Raw genomic sequence first — 19,286 nt, forward strand, 5'->3', positions numbered from 1 at the left:
TCCCGCCGACCGCATGGTTCGCTGCAATGGGGAGAAAACAATGAAAGTCGTCGCGCTCGAGACGCTGCAGCTGGCGGAATTCCCCTTCCTGTTCTGGCTGCGCGTCCACACCGATGCCGGCCTGATCGGCACCGGCGAGACGTTCTGGGCGCCGGGGCCGGTCGCCGCCTACATCCACGACAATGTCGCGTCCTATCTCCTCGGCAAGGATCCGCGCGACATCGAACTGCACGACCGCATGCTGGGCAGCGTCTATGTCGGCGCCCGCGATTCCGGCGCCGAGCTGCGCGGCAATTCCGCCGTCAACATCGCGCTATGGGATATCTATGGCCAGGCGCTCGGCGAGCCGATCTGGCGGCTGCTTGGCGGGCGCACCCACAAGAGCGTGCCGGTCTACAACACCTGCGCCGGCTACAAGCACGTCCGGGCCACCAAGAGGAACGCCCTGTTCGAGCGCGGCGAGGACTGGTCGCTCAAGCCTGGCGATTCCAACGAAGGCCCGTACGAGGACCTGCTCGCCTGGCGCTACAATGCCGGCGATCTCGCCAGGAGCCTGAAGTCGGAAGGCATCGGCGCGATGAAGATCTGGCCGTTCGACATCGCCGCCGAGGCATCGAATGGCACGCGCATTTCGCTGACCGATCTGGACAAGGCATTGGAGCCTTTCCAGAAAATCCGCGACGCTGTAGGCCGCGACATGGAAATCATGGTCGAACTGCACGGGCTGTGGACCTTGCCGCCGGTGCTGCGCATCGCCGAGGCGCTGAAAGCCCATGACGTCGCCTGGCTGGAGGAGCCGATCCGCTACAACGAGCTTGACGCCATGGCCGAGCTTGCCCGCCATACATCAATACCGATCGCCGCCAGCGAGCGGCTCGCCTCGCGGCAGATGTTCAAGCAACTGATCGACAAGCGCGCGGCCAGCGTGATCATGATTGATCTCGCCTGGTGCGGCGGCCTCTCCGAAGCGCGCAAGATCGCCAACATGGCCGAGGCCAGCGAACTGCCTGTCACCTTGCACGATTGCACTGGGCCGATCGTCTATGCCGCCAGTTGCGCGCTGTCGGCGACCTTGCCGAACGTCAACTACCAGGAGGCGGTGCGCGCGTATTTCACCGGCTGGTACACCGAGATCGTCGCCGACATTCCGCCGGTCAAGGACGGCCACGTTGCGCCGCTCGAAGGGCCGGGGCTGGGTCTCAGCCTGCGGCCGGAGCTGTTTCAGCGGCCCGACGCGACCGTTCGGATCACCAGACTCTAGCCATCGCACGGCTCGGTTCGAAGTCAGTAGACATTATGCTATTATAATCTATGATGCGCCAAAGCGAGCGGCCAACAAGCTCGCCGCCGGCGCTCTGCCGCCCGGCGTCGGACGCATTTCAGGGAGGCTCTGGTGGCAATGTCTGCGGCGCGCGCACGCGACGATTTCAAGGGCGCTCCAAACCTGCCTGATCCAAAAATCCTGCTCGATCTGTTCGAACGCATGGTGCTTTTGCGCCGTTTCGAAAGCATCGCCCAGATCGCCTGCCGCAAGGGCGAAACACCCGGCTTCCTGCATCTCTATATCGGCGAGGAGGCGACGGGCGTCGGCGTCTGCGCGCATCTGCGGCCAACCGACTGGGTGACATCGACCCATCGCGGCCACGGCCACGCGCTGGCCAAGGGCGCCAATCCCGGCCGGGTGATGGCCGAGCTGTTCGGCAAGGTTGACGGCATTTGCGGCGGCCGCGGCGGCACCATGCATCTCTACGACCGCTCGGTCGGCCTGTTCGGCACCAACGGCATCGTCGCCGCCGGCATCGGCCATGCCGTCGGCATCGGCATGGGCGCCCGCCAGCAGGGCCGCGACGACATCGGCGTCGCCTTCTTCGGCGACGGCGCCGCCAACCATGGCGGCTTCCACGAGGCGCTCAACTTCGCCGCCGTGCAGCGGGCGCCGGCGGTCTTCATCTGCGAGAACAACCTCTACGCCACGGCGACGCCGCTGAAGTCGATCACGCTGAACCCAGAGATCGCCACCAAGGCCGCCTCCTACGGCATGCCTGGGGTTGCGGTCGACGGCAACGACGTCTTCGCCGTCTGGCTGGCGATGAAGGAGGCCGCCGAGCGCGCCCGTTCCGGCAAGGGCCCGACGCTGATCGAGGCCAAGACCTACCGCACCGTCGGTCACCATGAGGGCGATCCGGTCATCGGCACTTATCGCACGCAGGAGGAACTCGACGCCTGGATCAAGCGCGACCCCATCGACATGTTCCGCAAGCGGCTGATCGAGGACTATGGCATCGCCGATGCCGAGGCGCTCGCGGCAATAGAAGCGAGGATCGAGAAGGTGGTCGAGGAGGCTCTGACCTTTGCCCGCAACTCGCCCGAGCCCGATCCGGCGACGGTGCTTCTGCATGTCTTTGCCGATCCGATCAATCCGCCCGCCGCCTTGGCTTGGCGAGCCGTCGGCGAGACCCGCACGCAGGGATGGCTCGAGGCCGTACGTGACGGCATCGCCGAGGAAATGCGCGCCAATCCGGCGATCCTCTATTTCGGCGAGGGCACCGGCGAGCGCGGCGGCAGTTTCGCTCACACCAAAAACCTCTGGCAGGAATTCGGCGCCGAGCGCATGGTCGACACGCCGATCTCCGAGCAGGGCTTCACCGCCGCCGCCGTCGGCGCCTCGGCCACCGGTGCGCGCACCGTCTCGGACCTGATGTTCGCCGACTTTGCCTTCGAAACCGCCGGCCAGATCTTCCTGCAGGCGGCCAAGCTGCGCTACATGACCAGCGGCCTGATGAGCGCGCCAATGGTGGTGCGCGTCGGCGCCGGCGCGCTGCGCAGCTCCGGGCCGCATCACAGCGGCATCTATCATCCGGTCTTCGCCCATATGCCGGGCCTTATCGTTTGCGTGCCGTCGACCCCTGCCGATGCCAAGGGCCTGATGAAGACCGCGCTCAGGGCCGGCGATCCGGTCATCATGCTTGAGCCCAAGGCGCTGTTCGCCTCCAAGGGCGAGGTGCCGGTCGGCGAGCATTTTGTGCCTTTCGGCGTCGCGCGCATTGCGCGGGCAGGCACCGACATCACCATCGTTGCCGCCGGCCAGATGGTGCAGCGCGCGCTGGAGGCAGCCGAGGCGCTCGCCGCCGAAGGAATCGAGGCGGAGGTGATCGATCCCCGCACCATCATGCCGCTCGACATTGACACCATCGTCGCCAGCGTCCGAAAGACCCATCGCCTGCTCATCGTCGACGAAGCCTGGGCGATGTGCGGCCTTGGCGGCGAGATCGCCCAGGCCATCAACGAGTTCGCCTTCGACGAGCTCGACGCCCCACCGGGAAGGCTGCACACCGCGCCGACCTCGCATCCCTTCGCGCCGGTGCTGGAGCGCGCCATGCTGGTCGATACGGCGCGCATCGCCCATGGCGTGCGCGACGTCATGTCGGGCCAGCCGCCAGTGCCGGACCATTGGTACACGGTCGGCCTGAAAAGTGCTGCGTCGGCTAAGCCAGCGCCTGCTCCAGCCAGATCTTTGCCCGCCGCTTCAGCGGCTGCCGCTCCCGGCGACGACGAGCCGATCACAATGCCGTTCGGCGATCTCACCGTCAGCGAAGGCACCGTGGTCAAATGGCTGAAGACGGTCGGTGATCAGGTCAAGGAAGGCGAACTGATCGCCGAGATCGAGACCGACAAGGCCGTGGTCGAGATCGAGGCACCGGCCAGCGGGACACTCAACGCCATCGATCAGCCGGTCGGCGCCGTGGTGCCGATGGGCGGCCGCATCGGCGGCATCAAGAAATAACCCATCACCGAACTTGAAATCCGAAGGGGCTGGCATGAAGATCCTGTGCGCCAACTGGCAAGCCGCCGATGAGGCCGAACTCGAGCGGCAGCATTATCCCGATATGGAGTTCATCCTCGCACGCTCGACCAACGACAAGGCAGCCGCACTCGATCCTGCCGTCTGCGAGGTGGTCGACGCCGTCATCAACTATTCGCCCACCCACAATGTCGCCGCCGCGTCATCGGCCTTTCCCAAGGCGCGCATAGCGGTGCGTTCCGGCGTCGGCTTCGACAACATCGATACGGCGGGCTGGGGTGCGCGGAAGATTCCGGCTTGCAACGTGCCGGACTATGGCACCACCGAGGTCGCCGATCACGCCATCGGCCTCATGCTGGCGCTGACGCGCGGCACATCGGCCTATGGCGCCGAGCTTTCCAGCTATGGCGCCGAAGGCTGGCATTTCTCCAAGGCGCCGCTGGTCCGCCGGCACAAGGGCGCCACCTTCGGCATTGTCGGTCTCGGCCGCATCGGACTTGCGACCGCCCGTCGCGCCGCCGCCTTCGATATGAAGGTGGTGTTTTACGACCCGCACCTTCTGTCCGGTGTCGACCTGTCGACCGGCTACGAACGCGTCCATTCGCTTCGTGAATTGATGGAGCGGGCGGATGTGGTGAGCGTCCACACGCCGCTCAGCGAGGAGACCCGCAAGCTGCTTGGCGCGTCCGCCTTCGCCGCCGCCAGGCCAGGCCTTGTCCTCATCAACACCGCGCGTGGTCCGATCGTCGATCTCGACGCGCTGGAAGCGGCGATTCGCGAGGGCATCGTCGCCGGCGCCGGCCTCGACGTCTTGCCGAGCGAGCCCGGCGATCTCGATCATCCGCTGCTCGCCGCCTGGCGCGCCCGCGAGCCTTGGATCGCCAATCGGCTGATCGTCACACCGCATGCCGCCTTCTACAGCCCGGCGTCGATGCGCGACCTCCGGCTGAAATCGATCGAGGTGGTCCACGCCTATCTCACCGAGGGACGGGTGACCAACTGCGTGAATTCGGAGTATCTGAAATGAACATCGCGACGGCGCAGGTCCGGGTGGCGGTTTCGCCCTATGCCCGCCGCCTGGCGCGCGAGCGTTCCCTGCCGCTCGAAACACTTCGCGGCAGCGGTCCTGGCGGGCGCATCCTGGCCGCCGATGTGCAAGGCTTCGTTCCGGTTGCCGCACCGCTCGCCTCGCCCAATGCCGTCGCCCCGGCAGCGGCCCTATCCCCGACCGCGCACCGGATCGCCGCCTTTGCCACCGCCGTTGCCCTCGGCGCGCTGCAAGACCTGCTGGCGGCGCTTGAGAGCTCGGGCCATGTGTTCGCCATCGACGACGTGCTGCTGCGTGCCGCCGGTCGAGCATTTGTCGAGATGCCGCAGGCAGCCAGGTTCGGTGGCGCTTCCGTGGCGCTGGAACTGGCAGGCCGGCAAACCGTATTCGCCATGATCCCCGAAATGGCCCTGACATCGCTGCGCGCCTTGCGGCTTGCGGCATTGGCCGACAGCCGGGATGAGACGGAAACTCCAGCGACCCTATCCCTGCGGCTGCTGCCGGCCAGCGACATCAGGCCGATGATGACGCCGCTTCTGCCGGGCCGCACCATGCGCCTGACCGTTTCGTCCGACACGCCGGGCGATCATGCCGAATGCCTGCTGACGACAGACGCGGCGAGCGTTGACGAGGCTACCGCTGCCGCATGGCTCGCGACCCTGAAATCGGCGATCGAACAGCCGCTTCGGCTCTTTGTCTGAGACGGTTGATCGTCAACAGCCTTGCCTAGCCTCGGGCGTGGGAAGCTATTATAAAAGCTTCGACACAGGCGCGACGAGGCACATGGACCACCCGACCATAGACAGTCTTCCCAGGCGCACGCTCGGCCGCGCCAACGGGCCGCTTTACCGCCAGCTCGCCGACATTTTGCGCGAGCCGATCGGCAACGGCACCTTCCCCGTCGGCGGCGAACTGCCGAAGGAAGCGACCATCGCCGAGCATTTCGGCGTCAGCCTGATCACGGTTCGCCAGGCGCTGCGCGATCTCGAGGCCGACGGGCTGATCCGCAAGCGTTCGGCCAAGCCTGCCGTGGTCGCGGCGCGCAGCCCCTCGGTCAATCTGAGCTGGAAGTTCAAGAATTTCGCCGACATGGCGGCCTTCACCAAGGATGCCGAGCTGACGGTGAAATCCTACCGCAAGGAGGTTTCGCCCGTGCTCCAGCGCCATTTCGGCATGGGCAAGGACGAGGCCGGCTATTGCCTGCGCAGCGTGCTGTCGATCGGCGAACAGCGCAAGGCGCAGATCACCACCTATTTCCCGCCCGACATCGGCGCGCGCCTGAAGCGGGAGGATTTTTCCGACGTGCTGATCTTCCGTTCGGTGCAGAAACATCTCGGCCTGCGGCTCGACGTGGCGCATGTCACGGTGCGCGCCGAGATCGCCGACCAGGCGGTTGCCGCCGACCTCGGCATAACGCTCGGCAGTCCGGTGCTGACGGTAGAGATGCTCTACCAGTCGGCGGACCAGCGCAGCATCGAATTCTCGGTCGCCCGCCACCCCGCCGATATCTTCAGCATCACTTACGACGCGCCGAACGACCTGTCCTGAAGCGCGCCGGAGGCGGGATTTTCTGCTGACATCGCATAGACAGGCTCATAAAATTATAATAGCATGATAGCTAGGCTGGAGGGTCGGCCACGGGAGACGTCGCAAGAGGGGAACTCCGGCGAATTCGGCTCGTGGACGCAGCCTTTGGCAAGTCTGGGCAAATTGACAAAGGTGATTGGTACCGGTATCAATTTAGCGTCTTCATCCGACTAAGATGGCGCAGTCCATCACCGGCTGGGCAGGAAATACAGGGAGGAAGACCATGAGACTAAGGAGCTTGAGCGCCTGCTTCGTGGCGCTTGCCGGGTTCGCGGCTTCGATGGCTGCGATGCCGGGCCATACATCGACCCCGAAACCGTACACCATCTATCTCTCGAACAATTTCGTCGGCAATGACTGGCGCCAGCAGATGGAACGCGTCGCCAATGTCGCCGTCAACAAGGGGCCGCTGAAGGGCCGCGTCGACCTCAAGATCGAAAATGCCGAGAACACCGTTCAGGCTCAGATCAATTCGCTGAACAACATCATCCGTCAGAAACCGGCTGCCATCCTCATCGATGCGTCGTCGGCCGAGGCGCTCAATCCCACCATCAAGAAGGCCTGCGACGCCGGCATCATCGTCGTCAGCTTCGACCAGACCGTGTCGGCCGAATGCGCCTACAAGCTGCATTCCGACTTCGACATCATGGCCAACAACCAGGCCGAATGGATGGCCTCCATCCTTGGCGGCAAGGGCAAGGTTTTCATGGATCGCGGCCTCGCCGGCGCGCCGATCTCGGAACAGTTCGAGAAGAACTTTGGTGCCGTGCTGAAGAAATATCCCGGCATCGAGATCGTCGGCTATTTCAACGGCAATTATGCCGCCGGACCCGAGCAGGAAGGCGTGGCCAGCCTGCTTGCCGCGCATCCGGAAGTCGACGGCATCTTCTCGCAGGGCTACGGCACCGGCGCCATCAAGGCGCTGCAGAATGCCGACCGGCCGATGGTGCCGATCGTCGCCGCCGCTTTCAACGGCACCGGTGTCACCTGCGCCGAGACCAAGGGCGCCAAATGCTGGCTCGGCGCCAATCCGCCGTCGCTGTCGGCCGAAGCCATCAAGCTCGCGGTCGACATACTGGACACTGGCAAGAAGCCCGCCGACACCACCGTGCTGTTCAATTCACCCGGCCTGACCACGGATATGGTCGACGCCAAATACGCGCCGAATTCCTCGGCGGTGAAGATCGAGCTCGGCAAGACCGTATTTCCGGATCTCGCGCCAGGGCTTTCCCTGCCGGTGTCGCCGAGCTGGGTGGAGATCACCCCCAAGGAGGCCTCGGGAACCTGATTTGGTGATTGCGATGCGCCACATCAGGCGCGAAACGAAAAACGGGAGGAGAAAATCATGAAATCATTGAGCCGTAACATCGGCCTAGCAGCTTTTGCCGCCACCATGATGGCTGCCGGCATGCAGACTGGCCACGCCGAGGACAAGAAGCCCTACACCATCTATCTCTCGAACAATTTCGTGGGCAATGACTGGCGCCAGCAGATGGAGCGCGTCGCCACCGTCTCGGTCAACAAGGGACCGCTGAAGGGCCGTGTCGACCTCAAGATCGAGAATGTCGAGAACACCGTCCAGGCGCAGATCAACTCGCTGAACAACATCATCCGCCAGAAGCCGGACGCCATCCTCGTCGATGCCGGTTCGGACTCGGCCTTGAACCCGACCATCAAGAAAGCCTGCGACGCTGGCATCGTCGTCATCTCGTTCGACCAGGTGGTGACCGAACCCTGCGCTTATGCCGTTGCTTCAGACTGGGACCGCATCCCCTCCGTCATGGCCGAGTGGATGGCCACGCAGCTCGGCGGCAAGGGCAACATCATCCTCGACCGCGGCCTCGCCGGCGCGCCGATCTCGGCGCAGCTGCAGGGGGGCTATGAGAAGGTGTTGGCCAAATATCCCGACATCAAGGTCGTCGGCTACTACAACGGCAACTATGCCCTCGGACCGGAACAGTCGGGTGTCGCGGCACTGCTTGCCGCCAATCCGAAGATCGACGGCATCATGACGCAAGGCTATGGCTCGGGCGCCATCCAGGCGCTGAAGGATGCCGGCCGGCCGATCGTCCCGGTCGTCGGCTTCTCCTACAATGTCGCCGCCGTCACCTGCGCGCAGACGCAAGGCGCCAAGTGCATCCTGGGATCCAACCCGGCCTATCTCTCCTCGGAAGCGATCAAGCTGGCGGTCGACATTCTCGACACCGGCAAGAAGCCGGCCGAGCGTTCCGTCTCGGTCAAGGGCGATTTCGTCACCACCGATCCCTTCGAGTCCAAGCTCTACCCGGGCACCAAGATGATCAAGATCGCCATTGGCGAAAATGCCTTCCCGGACCAGGCGCCCGGCCTGACGCTGCCGATCACGCCCGATTGGGTCGAGATCACCGCTGCGGAAGCCGCCGGCAGCAGGTAACATCCGTGACCACGACCCTGTCTCCCGGCATCGCAAGATGTCGGGAGAACTTTTCGAAGGCGCATGCATGGACCTTGTCACCGTCAACGGCCTGTCCAAACGCTATGGCGGCATTGTCGCGCTGAGCGAGGCGACGTTCAGCGCCCGCGCCGGCGAGGTGCATGCCCTGCTTGGCGAGAACGGTGCGGGCAAGAGCACCTTCATCCAGATCCTGTCGGGCGCCGTGCAGCATGATGGCGGCTCGATCCTGGTTGATGGCCAGGACTATCGCCCGGCAAATCCGGATGCGGCGCAGGCACGCGGCATCGCCGCCGTCTTCCAGGAATTGTCGCTGATCCCTGATCTCAGCGTCGAACAGAACATCTGGTTTCGCCATGAGCCGCGCACGTGGCTCGGCACCGTCAATCGCACGGAGATGCGCCGCAAGACGCTGGCGCTGCTGGAAAAATACAACTTTCCGGCGCTTCGCCCGGATCAGGAGTTGCGGCGGCTGACCCTGGCCGAGCGGCAGATCGTCGAGATCGCCAAGGGCCTGGCCAAGGACCCGCGTATCCTGATCCTCGATGAGGCGACCTCGGCGCTGCCGGCACGGGAAGCCGAATGGCTGCTCAACCTTACCCGGCAGCTCGCCGCCGAGGGCAGGTTGGTCATCTTCATCTCGCACCGCATGGCCGAAGTGCGCGCCATCGCCGACCGGCTGACCATCTTCCGCAATGGCAGCACCGTCGCCGCGCATGCGGCCGATGCCGTGTCCGACAATGAGATCGTCACCCAGATGATCGGCCGCCATCTCGACCGGCTCTATCCCGAGCGTGTGTCCACCGCGACCGATCGCATCGCTCTTGGGGTAAAGGGGTTTTCGAGCGGCAGCCGGCTTTCCGGCGTCGACTTCGCGCTGCGCGAGGGCGAGGTGCTCGGCGTCGGCGGTTTGCAGGGCCATGGCCAGCGCGAACTGTTTCAGGCGCTGTTCGGCGCCACCAAGGCGAGCGGCTCGATCGAACTGTGGGGCAAGCCGGTCTCGATCGGCAATCCGCGCCAGGCGCTGACCGGCGAGGACGGCATCGCGCTGGTGCCGGAGGACCGGCGCGGCCAGGGCCTGCTTTTGACCAAGAGCGTGCGCGAGAATTTGACGCTGTCGGTCATCAAGCGCTTCACCGAAAACGGCTTGCTCAGCCGGCAAAAGGAAGCAGCGCTCGTCAAGGAAATGGTCGATTTCCTGCGTATCAAGGCCGGCACGCCGGAACAGCTTGCCGGCACCCTGTCTGGAGGCAACCAGCAGAAAGTCATCTTCGGCAAGATGCTTTTGACGCAGGCGCGCGTGCTGTTGCTCTACGATCCGACGCGCGGCGTCGATGTCGGCACCAAGGGCGAGATCTTCCAGCTGATGCGCGACCTCGCCGCCAAGGGCTATGCGATCCTGTTCCATTCCAGCGACATGCCGGAACTCGTCCATGTCGCCGACCGCGTGCTGGTGATGCGCAACGGCCGCATTGCCGCGACGCTGGAGGGGGGTCACATTTCGGAGGAGGAAATCCTGCGCGCCGCCATGCTTGAAACCAGGGCGGCCTGAATCATGGTGATGTCCGTGCAGCAGACTGTGGAGATGGCGCAGAAGCCGGCCGGGACGAATCCCACCAAGCCGGCCATCGACTGGCGCGGCCGCTTGCTCGACCGGGCGCCGTTCCTGGTCGCCTGCCTGATGCTGGCCTTGATTGTCGGCATCTATGGCAGCCTGCAATCCGGCGTTTTCTCGCTGGACGAGCTCAACCTCGACACGGCGGCGGCGATGACGCTGATGCTGGCGGCGACCGGGCAGACCATCGTGCTGCTGCGCGGCGGCATCGACCTGTCGATCGGCGGCATGATCAGCCTCGGCACGGTGATCGCCGCGACGCGCTTTACCGACGATGCGTCGACCACGGCACTTTGGGCGCTGATAATCCTGGCGCTCGGTTTCCTGATCGGCGCACTCAACGGCCTGCTGATCTCGCTGCTCAAGCTGCAGCCCTTCCTGGTCACGCTCGCCACCTGGTCGATCCTCAACGGCATCGCCATGATCATCCTGCCGACCGATGGCGGCAGCATTCCCTCATGGTGGGTCGGCTTCGCTTCCGCACAGCTCCTCGGCCTGACCAGCCCGGTCTGGATGCTGGTGGCGCTGCTGTTGTTCTGGTGGTGGTTCCGGGCGACGCGGGTCGGCATCGCCATCCAGGCGACAGGCTCCAACGAGAAGTCGGCCTTCCTGTCCGGCGTCTCGATCGCAAGGGTCAACCTCGTCACCTATGGCCTGTCCGGCCTGTTCGCGGCCGGCGCGGCGCTGTTCCTGGTGACGCAGACCGGCGCCGGCTCGCCCACCATCGGCAAGGACTATATCCTGCCTTCGGTGGCGGCGGCGGTCATCGGCGGCGTCAGCCTGTTCGGCGGCCGCGGCCATCTTGCCGGCACGCTGATCGGCGCCTTCGTGCTCACCCTGATCGGCAATCTGGTCTTCGTCCTGCATGTGTCGAGCTATTGGCAGCCGGTCGCCTCCGGCGTCATCCTGCTGCTCTCGGTGCTGGCCAGTTCCGTCGCCGAGAAAGCTGCAAGGAACCGTGCCCAATGAGCGCTTTCCTCGCCCGCAACCGCCTCATCGTGCTCGCCTATGCCGGCATGCTGGCGCTGCTCCTGGTCACGGCGCTGTTCTCGCCGGGTTTCCTGTCGGTCTCCAACATGCGCTCCACCGTCGTGCTGGCCGCCTTCGTCGGCATCGTCGCGCTCGGCCAGACCTTCGTCATCATCGGCGGCGGCATCGACCTGTCGGTGCCTTGGGTGTTGAATTCGGCCGCCATCATCATGGCGCTGCTGTGCGGCGGGCAGGATCTGCCGCTGGTCTGGGTCATGCCGCTGCTGCTTGCCGGCGGCGCCTTCATCGGCCTCATCAACGGCATCGGCGTTGCCCAGTTCGGCGTGCCGCCGATCATCATGACGCTGGCCACGAACGTGATCCTGCAAGGCCTGATCCTGGTGCTGACCGGCGGTTCGCCCACGCCATCGGCGCCGGCCCTGATCCAGTTCCTGTCGGTGGGGCGGCTCAGTGGTTTTCCGGTCATCGCGCTGATCTGGCTGGCGCTGACGCTGGTGGCGACGCTGCTGCTCTCCAAGGCGGCGTTTGGCCGCCATCTCTACGCGCTCGGCACCAGCGCCACGGTCGCCGAATTCTCCGGCGTGCCGACCGCGCGCACCACCATCCTCACCTATGTCATCTCGGGCCTCACAGCCGCTTTCGCCGGCATGCTCTTGACCGGCTATTCCGGCCAGGCCTATCTCGGCATGGGCGACGCCTATCTGTTCACCTCGATCGCGGCGGTGGCCATCGGCGGCGCCTCCATCCTCGGCGGCAGCGGCCATTATCTGGGCACCGTCGCCGGCGCCATGGTGCTCACCATCCTCACTGGTCTTTTGCCGGCGCTGAACCTGTCGAGCGGCGCGCTGCTCATCGTCTACGGCGCGGTGATCCTGCTCACGGTCTCGATCGGCAGCGAGACCTTCGCCGGCCTCGGCGGCAGGCTGCGGAGAAAAGAGGGCTGACCATGGTCGAAATCACTTGCGTCGTCGATGCCAGGGCCGCACTCGGCGAAGGCACGCTCTGGGATCCCAAGGCCGGCGTGCTGTGGTGGATCGACATCTGGAAGAAGCTGATCCATCGCTACGACCCAGCGACCGGCAAGGACGAGACCTTCGAGACACCGGAATATCTCGGCTGCCTCGGCCTGCGCGAGAAGGGCGGCCTTGTGCTGACCATGGCCAATGGCTTTCACTTCTTCGACCCGGCGACCGGCACGTTCGCGGCGATCGTCGACCCGGAATCGCATATGCCGAATACCCGTTTCAACGATGGCAAGCCGGATCGCCAGGGCCGCTTCTGGTCGGGTTCGATGTTCGAGGTGCCGGGTCAGCCGATCGAATTCATCGGCGCGCTCTACCGGCTCGATCCTGATCTGTCGGTGCACAAGATGATCGACGGCATCGGCTGCTCCAACGGGCTCGCCTGGAGCCCGGATTCCAAGACCATGTATTTCTCCGACAGCCATGCCGGCGCGGTGTGGGCCTATGATTTCGATGCCGCCACCGGCGATATCGAGAATCGCCGGACGTTCATCGACATGACGATGACCGGCGGCGTCGCCGACGGCGCCACCGTCGATGCCGAGGGCTGCTACTGGGTGACCATCCCGGTGACCAGCAAGGTCTGCCGATACGATCCTGATGGCGAATTGATGCAGACCGTGGTTCTGCCGACCGACCTGCCGACGTGCTGCGAATTCGGCGGCAAGGATCTCGACATCCTCTATGTCACCTCGGCCGTGCTCAGGCGCCCGGCAAGCCACTTCGTCCGCCAGAGGAATCCGGGCGGATTGTTCGCGCTCGATGTCGGCGTCAAGGGCCTGACCCTGCCGGCGTTCAAGGGATAGCCAGTGTACCTCGAACATCGTTTCGCTATCGAAACGATGTCTGAAGTAGGCCATGCGTGCCGTCTTTATCGTTTGACCGCACGTGCCGCGCGGCGAACGCTTTGCAGCAGGATGGCGAGGCAGCCGACCAGCAGCAGCGCGCCGCCGAGCAGCGGCGGCAGGGCCAGCAGCTTCACCGCCGCCGCGACGGCGGCCACCAGCATCAGTGCCAGCAGCGCCAGATTGCCGTCATCGACGAACATGCCGAGGAATTCCCTGGCAACAAGGCGGATGACGCTCATCGGGCGAACCCTCCGGCTGATACGGTATAGGTGCCGCGCAGCCAGCGCACCATGGCAAAGGACGCCAGCGCGACGATGGCGAAGATGGCGAGCAGAGCGAGATCGGCGCCCGGCCAGTCGGCGCCGATGCCTTCGCCGGTCCAGAAGATGCCGAAGCTGGTCAGCATCAGCCCGACCACGAATTTCAGCGCATTCTCCGGCACGCGCGCCAGCGGCCGGTGCACCGCCAGGCCGATAAGCATCACCAGGACGAAGGCTGCCAGCGCGCCCAGGCTGGCGTAGAGCGTCTGCCCATGGGCGGCGCCGACGGCAATGACGATGAACACCACCTCGACACCCTCGAGCAGCACCGCCTTGAACGAGGCCAGGCCGGCGAGGTAGTCGGCGCGGCGGTCATTGGCCTGCTGGGTGAGGGCGGCGGTCTCCTTGGAAAAGGCCGCGTCCTCGTCATGCAGCGCTATGATGCCGACGATGCGCAGGATCGCCTTTCGCAGCCAGCGCATGCCGAACAGGATCAGCAGCACCCCGACGACGAACTGCAGCGTGGTGATCGGCACCAGCGCCAGCAGCGGTCCGAATGCCAGCACCAGCGCCGCCAGCAACGTCAGCGCCAAGGCGGCGCCCGTCAGCGCCGGCCGCCAGCTGCGCGTCACGCCGACCGCAAGCACGATGGTGAAGGCTTCGACGACCTCGACGAAGGAGGCGAGAAATGCCGCCGTGACCGTCGGGAGGATGGGCGTCAGCGTCTGCATCAAAGCTTCCTGTCCTGTCTCGTTCGCCACGCGTTCTCTGAGCGGGTGTTCCAGGACGCGTGGCCCGGAATCACTTCTATGGTCAGCACCACATAGCGCTCCGGAAGCCGCGGGAAAGCAAGTGAACGCCCATGGGCGGCGCTTGGGGCCAATCGCGCCGCGCATACTGCGGCTGCGGGACGCACGCCTAAATCAGATCATGCCCGACATGTCGGAGAAGGCCATTGCCTTGAGCAGCAGCTCGGCGAAGCGCTCGCCGGCCAGTTCGCGCGGGCCGCTATTGTCGATCGTGGTCACGCCGGGGCCGGTCAGGGTCACATTGGCGCTGCGCGCCAGGCGCGCCAGCACTTCGCCGCGCGACTCGCGGCCGCGCATCGCCAGCCGCGAGGCCAGCACGTCAGGCGAAGCAGTGATCTCGACAATGGCCAGATTGGCATAGCGCTCGCGCAAGGTGGGAATGATCGCGCGCGACACGTTCGCCACCGCCACATGGCCATTGGCGACCGACCAGTCGACATCGGCAGGCAGGCCGTAGCGCAAGCCATGCGCTTCCCACGAAATGGCGAAGGCGCCGTCGGCCTCGGCCTCGACGAAGGCGGCGTCGGCCAGCGTGTCGTGATCCTCGCTCGCCGCATCGCTCGGCCGGGTGATGACGCGGCGCACGAACTCCAGCCGGGTCTCATCGGCGAAGAGGGCACGGGCGTAGCCGATCACCGTGTCCTTGCCGGCGCCGCTTGGCCCGACGACGGCGACAAAGACGCCATGACGGACGGGGAACGTTTCAGCGGACAATTCACGCTCGATCAAGGCCGACACCATCATGCGACCCGGCGCCCTTGCCGCCAGACGGTGCGCACCACTGGAACATGGTCATCGACACGCACGCGCACCAGGTCGGCGCGGCGGCCTTGCTCTATGACACCGCGGTCGGTCAGGCCAACGGCCTCGGCCGGGTTCTTCGACACCATGGCGACCGCCTGCGGCAGCGAAATGCCTTCGACCATGTCGCCGAGGAAGAAGGCCGACTGGATCAGGCTGAAGGGAATATAGTCTGATGACAAGATGTCGAGCAGGCCGTCGCCGGCCAGCGTGCGCGCCGAGACATTGCCCGAATGCGAGGCGCCGCGCATGACGTTCGGCGCACCCATCAGAACGCCCAGGCCCGCGGCCTTCGAAGCGCGCGCCGCTTCCTCGGTGGTCGGAAACTCGGCAACGCGCACGCCCTGCTCGATCGCCTCGTCGACATGGCCCGAAGTGGCGTCGTCATGGCTGGCGAGCACGATGCCGCGCTCATGGCAGGCAGCCGCGATCACCGCGCGGTTCGGCGCCGAATAGCGCGCCGATTCCGCCATCCGCTTCTCGCAGAACAATTGGAAGTCGCGATCGGTCAGCTTCAGCTTGCGCTGGTAGTAGTAGGCATAGGTTTCGAGATTGACGAACTGACGCTGGCCGGGCGCATGATCCATCAGCGAAGCCAGCTTGACCCGGTCGTCCCGGTCGAAATTGGCGAAGGCCTGCAGGCAATCCGGCGCCGAAACCTCGCAGCGCAGATGCAGGAAGTGATCGGCCCGCAGACGATCCTGCGCGACGCTGTCCTCGATGGCATCGGCCAGCTTGCGGATATCGGCCAAGGTGAGGTCGGCGTCCTCGTCCATGCCGACGCGCAAGGCGTCGAGCACGGTGGTGATGCCGGCCGTCGCCACCTGCGCGTCATGGGCAAGCACCGCGGCGATCGGGTTCCAGCGCACCTTCGGCCGGGGTGCGTAATGGCCTTCCAGGTGGTCGGTGTGCAGCTCGACCAGCCCGGGAATGACATAGTCGCCGCCCATGTCCTCGCCGGCCATATTCCCGCTGGTGTGGCTGCTGCCGGCATCGATGTCGGCGATAAAGCCGTCACGCAGCACCAGCGACCCCTCGACGATCTCGTCGGCAAGCACGATGCGGGCGTTGGAAAGAACGGTCTCGGCGGTCATTTCGGGCAGTCCTTTGGTTCTTCGAGCAGGGCTGTTCAGGCGATTTTCCTTGCCGGGCGGCGTCCCAGCGCGTGCTGCGAAAGCACCATGAACGGCGCGCCCGGTTCGGGTTCGACAAACAGCGTCAGCGCGTCGACCAGCACCGGCTGCCGCAGCACATCCGCGAACAGGCTGTCGATTGCTGCGCGCAAACGAGGGCTTTCCTGTGGCCCGGCGCGGCCCGACAGCGTCATGTGGAAGCGGAAGGTCTCGAAAACATAGGGATAGCCCCATTGGCAGAGATTGCGGAACTCGGCCGGCTTCAGCGAATCCGGGCTGCGCCGCTCGATCTCGGCCTCGGTCAGCGGCGCGCGGAACCGGTCGAAATCGCGCACCACCTCGTCGGCGAAACGGTTGAGCGGCGGCAGCGGCCCCTCCGGCACCAGCGCGAAGAAGGTGTCGATCTGGCTGACGACGAGACGCGGGATCGTCACGACGGGCGTCGCTTCGGCAAATTGGTCGAGCCCCGCGCGCAGCGAAGCCTCGGTCTCGTTGGCGGCCAGGCGGAAGGGTGCCTTCAGCGTCGCGTGGAAGCCATAGCGGCGGGCCGAGGCGGTGTGGAAGGCAACTTCCGCCGCCGACAAATCGGCCACGGCCTCAACCGGCCTTGTCGCAGCGCCGAACGGGTCACGGCCCAGCCAGTTGGCGGCGATCCGCGCCAGCGGTTCGTCCTGCCGGGGGGTGAAATAGATGGCATAACGCATCAAAAATCCTCGTCAGACCGCTGCCATAAGTGATTTCCATGACGGATTGACGAAGCTTTGCAGGGTTTTCGAAGGCAAATCACCCCAATAGGTCCTTAGCCGACGATTTTTCCGAGCTGGATCAACAGGTTCAGGAGGAATCTCGGACCGGTCAGGCCTTCATCAACCATTCGTGCTCGGGCGCATTGTGGAATTTCCACGTCCGCCTCGGTCCGGCCATGACGTTAAGGTAATAGAGGTCGTAGCCATGGCAGGCGGCGCAGGGGTGATACCCCTTGGGCACCAGCACGACATCGCCATCCTCGATCGCCATGGCTTCGTCGAGCGCGCGATGGCCATCCTTGTCGGCATCGGTGTAGACGCGCTGGAAGGCAAAGCCCTGCGGCGGGTTGAGGCGGTGGTAGTAGGTCTCCTCGAGATAGGATTCGGCGGGCAGATTGTCCTGGTCATGCTTGTGCGGCGGATAGCTCGACGTGTGGCCGCCGGGCGTGATGACCTCGACCACCAGCAGCGAATCGGCCGGCTTGCCTTCCGGCAGGATGTTGGTGACGTAGCGCGTGTTGGTGCCCTTGCCGCGCACCTCCTGGCCGAGATCGTCCGGCCCGATCACCCGAACCGGCAGGCCGCCGCCGAGGCCGGGCGCCGAGCAGACGGCGAGTTCGAGATCGGTGTCAGCCGTCACCGACCAGTCCGATCCCTCCGGCACATAGACCGACCAAGGCTTGCCCTCGAAGGGCGACATGCGCTCGCCGAGCAGGCCGAGATCCTTGCCGTCGGCTTTCGCTGTGCCCTTGCCGGTGACGTAGACCAGGCAGACTTCGCGGTCTTCCGTCTTTCCCGAGGCGCTTTCGCCGGGTTGCAGCCGATGCAGGTCGAAACCGACATAAGTCCAGCCGGCGCTTTTCGGCGTCACATGGGCAACGCGGCCATGGCCCTTGTCGGCTTTGACGAGCAGCTTGGACATCGGGTTACTCCTTCGGTTCGGACTCGGCCGTCGCCTTGTTCTCGTCGGCCGGCTTGTACAGATAAAAAAACTGCCAGACGGCATAGCCGGCGAAGCCGAGCGCGATGGTGCCCCAGAATGGCGTGCCGGTGGCGAACTCGATGATCGACCAGATGACGCAGACCGCGACGACGGCGACACGCCGCCACAACGGGCGGAAGAAGGGGTGCTCGGAATCTTTCATCGGGCCAATCTACAGCAACCTGCCTCGCCGTGAACCCGTCGCGTCAGGCATTCGGAAAACCCTGGGTTTCGACCGTGTAGCCGGCCGCCGTCATCACCCGCATCAGCTCCTTGTGGCCGACCTGCGCCATCTTGAGCGGCGGGTTCTTCTTCGGGTCCTGCTCTGCCTCGACCACGAACCAGCCTTCATAGCCATGGTCGGCGAAGCGCTGCACTATGGCGCCGAAGTCGAGCGAGCCGTCTCCTGGCACGGTGAAGGCGCCGAGCGCCACGGCGTCGAGGAAGGACTGTTTCGTGCGGTCGAGCTTGTCGATCACGGCCATGCGCACATCCTTCACATGCACATGGCTGATGCGCTTGTGGTGGTTGTCGATGGCGCGCAGCACATCGCCGCCGGCGAAGGCCAGGTGGCCGGCATCGAGCAGCAGCGGAATGCCTTCGCCGGAATGGCGCATGAAGGCGTCGAGTTCCGGCTCGGTCTCGACCACAGCCGCCATGTGATGGTGGTAGGACAGCGGCATGCCTTGTTCGGCGCACCATTCGCCGAATTCGGTCAGGCGCCTTCCATAGGCCTTCATCTCGTCGCCTGAAAGTTTCGGCTTGGTGGCCAGCGGCTTCGAGCGGTCGCCCTGGATCGAGCGGCCGACCTCGCCATAGACGATGCAAGGCGCGTTGACCGCCTTGAACAGCTCGATCATCGGCTGGATGCGATCCTTGTTCTTGCTCATATCCTCATCGACCAGCGTGCCGGAAAACCAGCCGCCGCACAGCGTCACGTCGGCGGCTTTGAGGATCGGCAGCATGACGGCAGGGTCGTTGGGAAAACGCCGGCCCATCTCCATGCCGGTGAAGCCGGCCGAACGCGACTGCCGCAAGCACTCCTCCAGCGACACGTCATCGCTGAGTTCCGCAAGATCGTCGTTCCACCACGCTATGGGGGACATGCCCAGTTTGGCTTTCAAGTCGTCACTCCGGTTTAGAACAGTTCATTCTTGGGCCGCCGGCGCTGCCCCTCATCCGCCTGCCGGCACCTTCTCCCCGTATGGGGAC

At 65.0% G+C, this 19,286-nt stretch carries 19 protein-coding genes; 11 read left to right on the forward strand and 8 right to left on the reverse strand.

What is annotated here, in order from left to right:
- Positions 1 to 40: 40 nt before the first annotated feature.
- The 11 genes from CK228_RS30545 (at position 41) to CK228_RS30595 (ending at position 13,301) form a co-directional block, all read left to right on the forward strand.
- Positions 41 to 1,261, forward strand: a complete 1,221-nt coding sequence (locus CK228_RS30545) for a mandelate racemase/muconate lactonizing enzyme family protein (protein ID WP_179296095.1) — start codon at positions 41 to 43, stop codon at positions 1,259 to 1,261.
- 138 nt (positions 1,262 to 1,399) lie between these two features.
- Entirely contained in the window at positions 1,400 to 3,784 is a 2,385-nt protein-coding gene (locus CK228_RS30550) for a thiamine pyrophosphate-dependent enzyme (RefSeq protein WP_245438147.1), read from the forward strand.
- Positions 3,785 to 3,818: 34 nt separating this feature from the next.
- Positions 3,819 to 4,829, forward strand: coding sequence for a C-terminal binding protein (locus CK228_RS30555; RefSeq protein WP_095790233.1), 1,011 nt, complete (start codon positions 3,819 to 3,821; stop codon positions 4,827 to 4,829).
- Positions 4,826 to 5,551, forward strand: a complete 726-nt coding sequence (locus tag CK228_RS30560; RefSeq protein ID WP_095773142.1) for an E3 binding domain-containing protein — start codon at positions 4,826 to 4,828, stop codon at positions 5,549 to 5,551. Before CK228_RS30555 ends, CK228_RS30560 begins: the two co-directional genes overlap by 4 nt.
- Before the next feature lie 82 nt (positions 5,552 to 5,633).
- Positions 5,634 to 6,398 (forward strand): GntR family transcriptional regulator, encoded by a 765-nt coding sequence (locus CK228_RS30565; protein ID WP_095790234.1) that lies wholly within the window; start codon positions 5,634 to 5,636, stop codon positions 6,396 to 6,398.
- A 262-nt stretch (positions 6,399 to 6,660) separates the two neighbouring features.
- Positions 6,661 to 7,725: a substrate-binding domain-containing protein gene (locus CK228_RS30570; RefSeq protein ID WP_245318131.1), complete on the forward strand. Its 1,065-nt coding sequence runs from the start codon at positions 6,661 to 6,663 to the stop codon at positions 7,723 to 7,725.
- Between the two features lie 57 nt (positions 7,726 to 7,782).
- Entirely contained in the window at positions 7,783 to 8,850 is a 1,068-nt protein-coding gene (locus CK228_RS30575) for a sugar ABC transporter substrate-binding protein (RefSeq protein ID WP_095790235.1), read from the forward strand.
- 67 nt (positions 8,851 to 8,917) lie between these two features.
- Entirely contained in the window at positions 8,918 to 10,420 is a 1,503-nt protein-coding gene (locus CK228_RS30580) for a sugar ABC transporter ATP-binding protein (RefSeq protein WP_245438145.1), read from the forward strand.
- 3 nt (positions 10,421 to 10,423) lie between these two features.
- Complete coding sequence (locus CK228_RS30585) at positions 10,424 to 11,452, forward strand: ABC transporter permease (RefSeq protein ID WP_095790237.1); 1,029 nt, start codon at positions 10,424 to 10,426, stop codon at positions 11,450 to 11,452.
- On the forward strand, positions 11,449 to 12,417 hold the full coding sequence (locus tag CK228_RS30590) for an ABC transporter permease (protein WP_095773137.1): 969 nt from the start codon (positions 11,449 to 11,451) through the stop codon (positions 12,415 to 12,417). Before CK228_RS30585 ends, CK228_RS30590 begins: the two co-directional genes overlap by 4 nt.
- Before the next feature lie 2 nt (positions 12,418 to 12,419).
- Positions 12,420 to 13,301, forward strand: coding sequence for an SMP-30/gluconolactonase/LRE family protein (locus CK228_RS30595; protein ID WP_095790238.1), 882 nt, complete (start codon positions 12,420 to 12,422; stop codon positions 13,299 to 13,301).
- A gap of 65 nt (positions 13,302 to 13,366) precedes the next feature.
- On the opposite strand, the gene CK228_RS30600 is transcribed toward CK228_RS30595, so the two are convergent.
- The 8 genes from CK228_RS30600 to iolE form a co-directional block, all read right to left on the reverse strand.
- The gene (locus tag CK228_RS30600; RefSeq protein WP_095773135.1) at positions 13,367 to 13,582 is read right to left on the reverse strand and encodes a hypothetical protein; all 216 of its coding nucleotides are present in this window, start codon (positions 13,580 to 13,582) and stop codon (positions 13,367 to 13,369) included.
- Entirely contained in the window at positions 13,579 to 14,334 is a 756-nt protein-coding gene (locus CK228_RS30605; RefSeq protein ID WP_095790239.1) for a COG4280 domain-containing protein, read from the reverse strand. The genes CK228_RS30600 and CK228_RS30605 overlap by 4 nt, the downstream gene beginning before the upstream one ends.
- Before the next feature lie 192 nt (positions 14,335 to 14,526).
- Complete coding sequence (phnN, locus tag CK228_RS30610; RefSeq protein ID WP_179296096.1) at positions 14,527 to 15,156, reverse strand: phosphonate metabolism protein/1,5-bisphosphokinase (PRPP-forming) PhnN; 630 nt, start codon at positions 15,154 to 15,156, stop codon at positions 14,527 to 14,529.
- Complete coding sequence (locus CK228_RS30615) at positions 15,153 to 16,307, reverse strand: alpha-D-ribose 1-methylphosphonate 5-triphosphate diphosphatase (RefSeq protein WP_095790241.1); 1,155 nt, start codon at positions 16,305 to 16,307, stop codon at positions 15,153 to 15,155. Before CK228_RS30615 ends, phnN begins: the two co-directional genes overlap by 4 nt.
- Positions 16,308 to 16,342: 35 nt before the next feature.
- The gene (locus tag CK228_RS30620; protein WP_095790242.1) at positions 16,343 to 17,050 is read right to left on the reverse strand and encodes a DUF1045 domain-containing protein; all 708 of its coding nucleotides are present in this window, start codon (positions 17,048 to 17,050) and stop codon (positions 16,343 to 16,345) included.
- Between the two features lie 151 nt (positions 17,051 to 17,201).
- Positions 17,202 to 18,014 (reverse strand): 5-deoxy-glucuronate isomerase, encoded by an 813-nt coding sequence (gene iolB / locus CK228_RS30625; protein WP_095773131.1) that lies wholly within the window; start codon positions 18,012 to 18,014, stop codon positions 17,202 to 17,204.
- A gap of 4 nt (positions 18,015 to 18,018) precedes the next feature.
- The gene (locus tag CK228_RS30630; RefSeq protein ID WP_010912852.1) at positions 18,019 to 18,237 is read right to left on the reverse strand and encodes a hypothetical protein; all 219 of its coding nucleotides are present in this window, start codon (positions 18,235 to 18,237) and stop codon (positions 18,019 to 18,021) included.
- Positions 18,238 to 18,280: 43 nt separating this feature from the next.
- A complete protein-coding gene (gene iolE, locus CK228_RS30635) occupies positions 18,281 to 19,198 on the reverse strand; it encodes a myo-inosose-2 dehydratase (RefSeq protein WP_095790243.1) in 918 nt (305 codons plus the stop codon).
- Between the last annotated feature and the right edge of the window lie 88 nt (positions 19,199 to 19,286).

Source organism: Mesorhizobium sp. WSM4312 (assembly GCF_002294875.1).
In the GTDB taxonomy this organism is placed as follows: Bacteria; Pseudomonadota; Alphaproteobacteria; order Rhizobiales; family Rhizobiaceae; genus Mesorhizobium.

What these genes read in the sequence shown, in the direction of transcription:
- CK228_RS30545 (WP_179296095.1), top strand. Translation starts at nt 41, where the DNA reads ATGAAAGTCGTCGCGCTCGAGACGCTGCAGCTGGCGGAATTCCCCTTC.
- CK228_RS30550 (WP_245438147.1), top strand. Translation starts at nt 1,400, where the DNA reads ATGTCTGCGGCGCGCGCACGCGACGATTTCAAGGGCGCTCCAAACCTG.
- CK228_RS30555 (WP_095790233.1), top strand. Translation starts at nt 3,819, where the DNA reads ATGAAGATCCTGTGCGCCAACTGGCAAGCCGCCGATGAGGCCGAACTC.
- CK228_RS30560 (WP_095773142.1), top strand. Translation starts at nt 4,826, where the DNA reads ATGAACATCGCGACGGCGCAGGTCCGGGTGGCGGTTTCGCCCTATGCC.
- CK228_RS30565 (WP_095790234.1), top strand. Translation starts at nt 5,634, where the DNA reads ATGGACCACCCGACCATAGACAGTCTTCCCAGGCGCACGCTCGGCCGC.
- CK228_RS30570 (WP_245318131.1), top strand. Translation starts at nt 6,661, where the DNA reads ATGAGACTAAGGAGCTTGAGCGCCTGCTTCGTGGCGCTTGCCGGGTTC.
- CK228_RS30575 (WP_095790235.1), top strand. Translation starts at nt 7,783, where the DNA reads ATGAAATCATTGAGCCGTAACATCGGCCTAGCAGCTTTTGCCGCCACC.
- CK228_RS30580 (WP_245438145.1), top strand. Translation starts at nt 8,918, where the DNA reads ATGGACCTTGTCACCGTCAACGGCCTGTCCAAACGCTATGGCGGCATT.
- CK228_RS30585 (WP_095790237.1), top strand. Translation starts at nt 10,424, where the DNA reads ATGGTGATGTCCGTGCAGCAGACTGTGGAGATGGCGCAGAAGCCGGCC.
- CK228_RS30590 (WP_095773137.1), top strand. Translation starts at nt 11,449, where the DNA reads ATGAGCGCTTTCCTCGCCCGCAACCGCCTCATCGTGCTCGCCTATGCC.
- CK228_RS30595 (WP_095790238.1), top strand. Translation starts at nt 12,420, where the DNA reads ATGGTCGAAATCACTTGCGTCGTCGATGCCAGGGCCGCACTCGGCGAA.
- CK228_RS30600 (WP_095773135.1), bottom strand. Translation starts at nt 13,582, where the DNA reads ATGAGCGTCATCCGCCTTGTTGCCAGGGAATTCCTCGGCATGTTCGTC.
- CK228_RS30605 (WP_095790239.1), bottom strand. Translation starts at nt 14,334, where the DNA reads ATGCAGACGCTGACGCCCATCCTCCCGACGGTCACGGCGGCATTTCTC.
- phnN (WP_179296096.1), bottom strand. Translation starts at nt 15,156, where the DNA reads ATGATGGTGTCGGCCTTGATCGAGCGTGAATTGTCCGCTGAAACGTTC.
- CK228_RS30615 (WP_095790241.1), bottom strand. Translation starts at nt 16,307, where the DNA reads ATGACCGCCGAGACCGTTCTTTCCAACGCCCGCATCGTGCTTGCCGAC.
- CK228_RS30620 (WP_095790242.1), bottom strand. Translation starts at nt 17,050, where the DNA reads ATGCGTTATGCCATCTATTTCACCCCCCGGCAGGACGAACCGCTGGCG.
- iolB (WP_095773131.1), bottom strand. Translation starts at nt 18,014, where the DNA reads ATGTCCAAGCTGCTCGTCAAAGCCGACAAGGGCCATGGCCGCGTTGCC.
- CK228_RS30630 (WP_010912852.1), bottom strand. Translation starts at nt 18,237, where the DNA reads ATGAAAGATTCCGAGCACCCCTTCTTCCGCCCGTTGTGGCGGCGTGTC.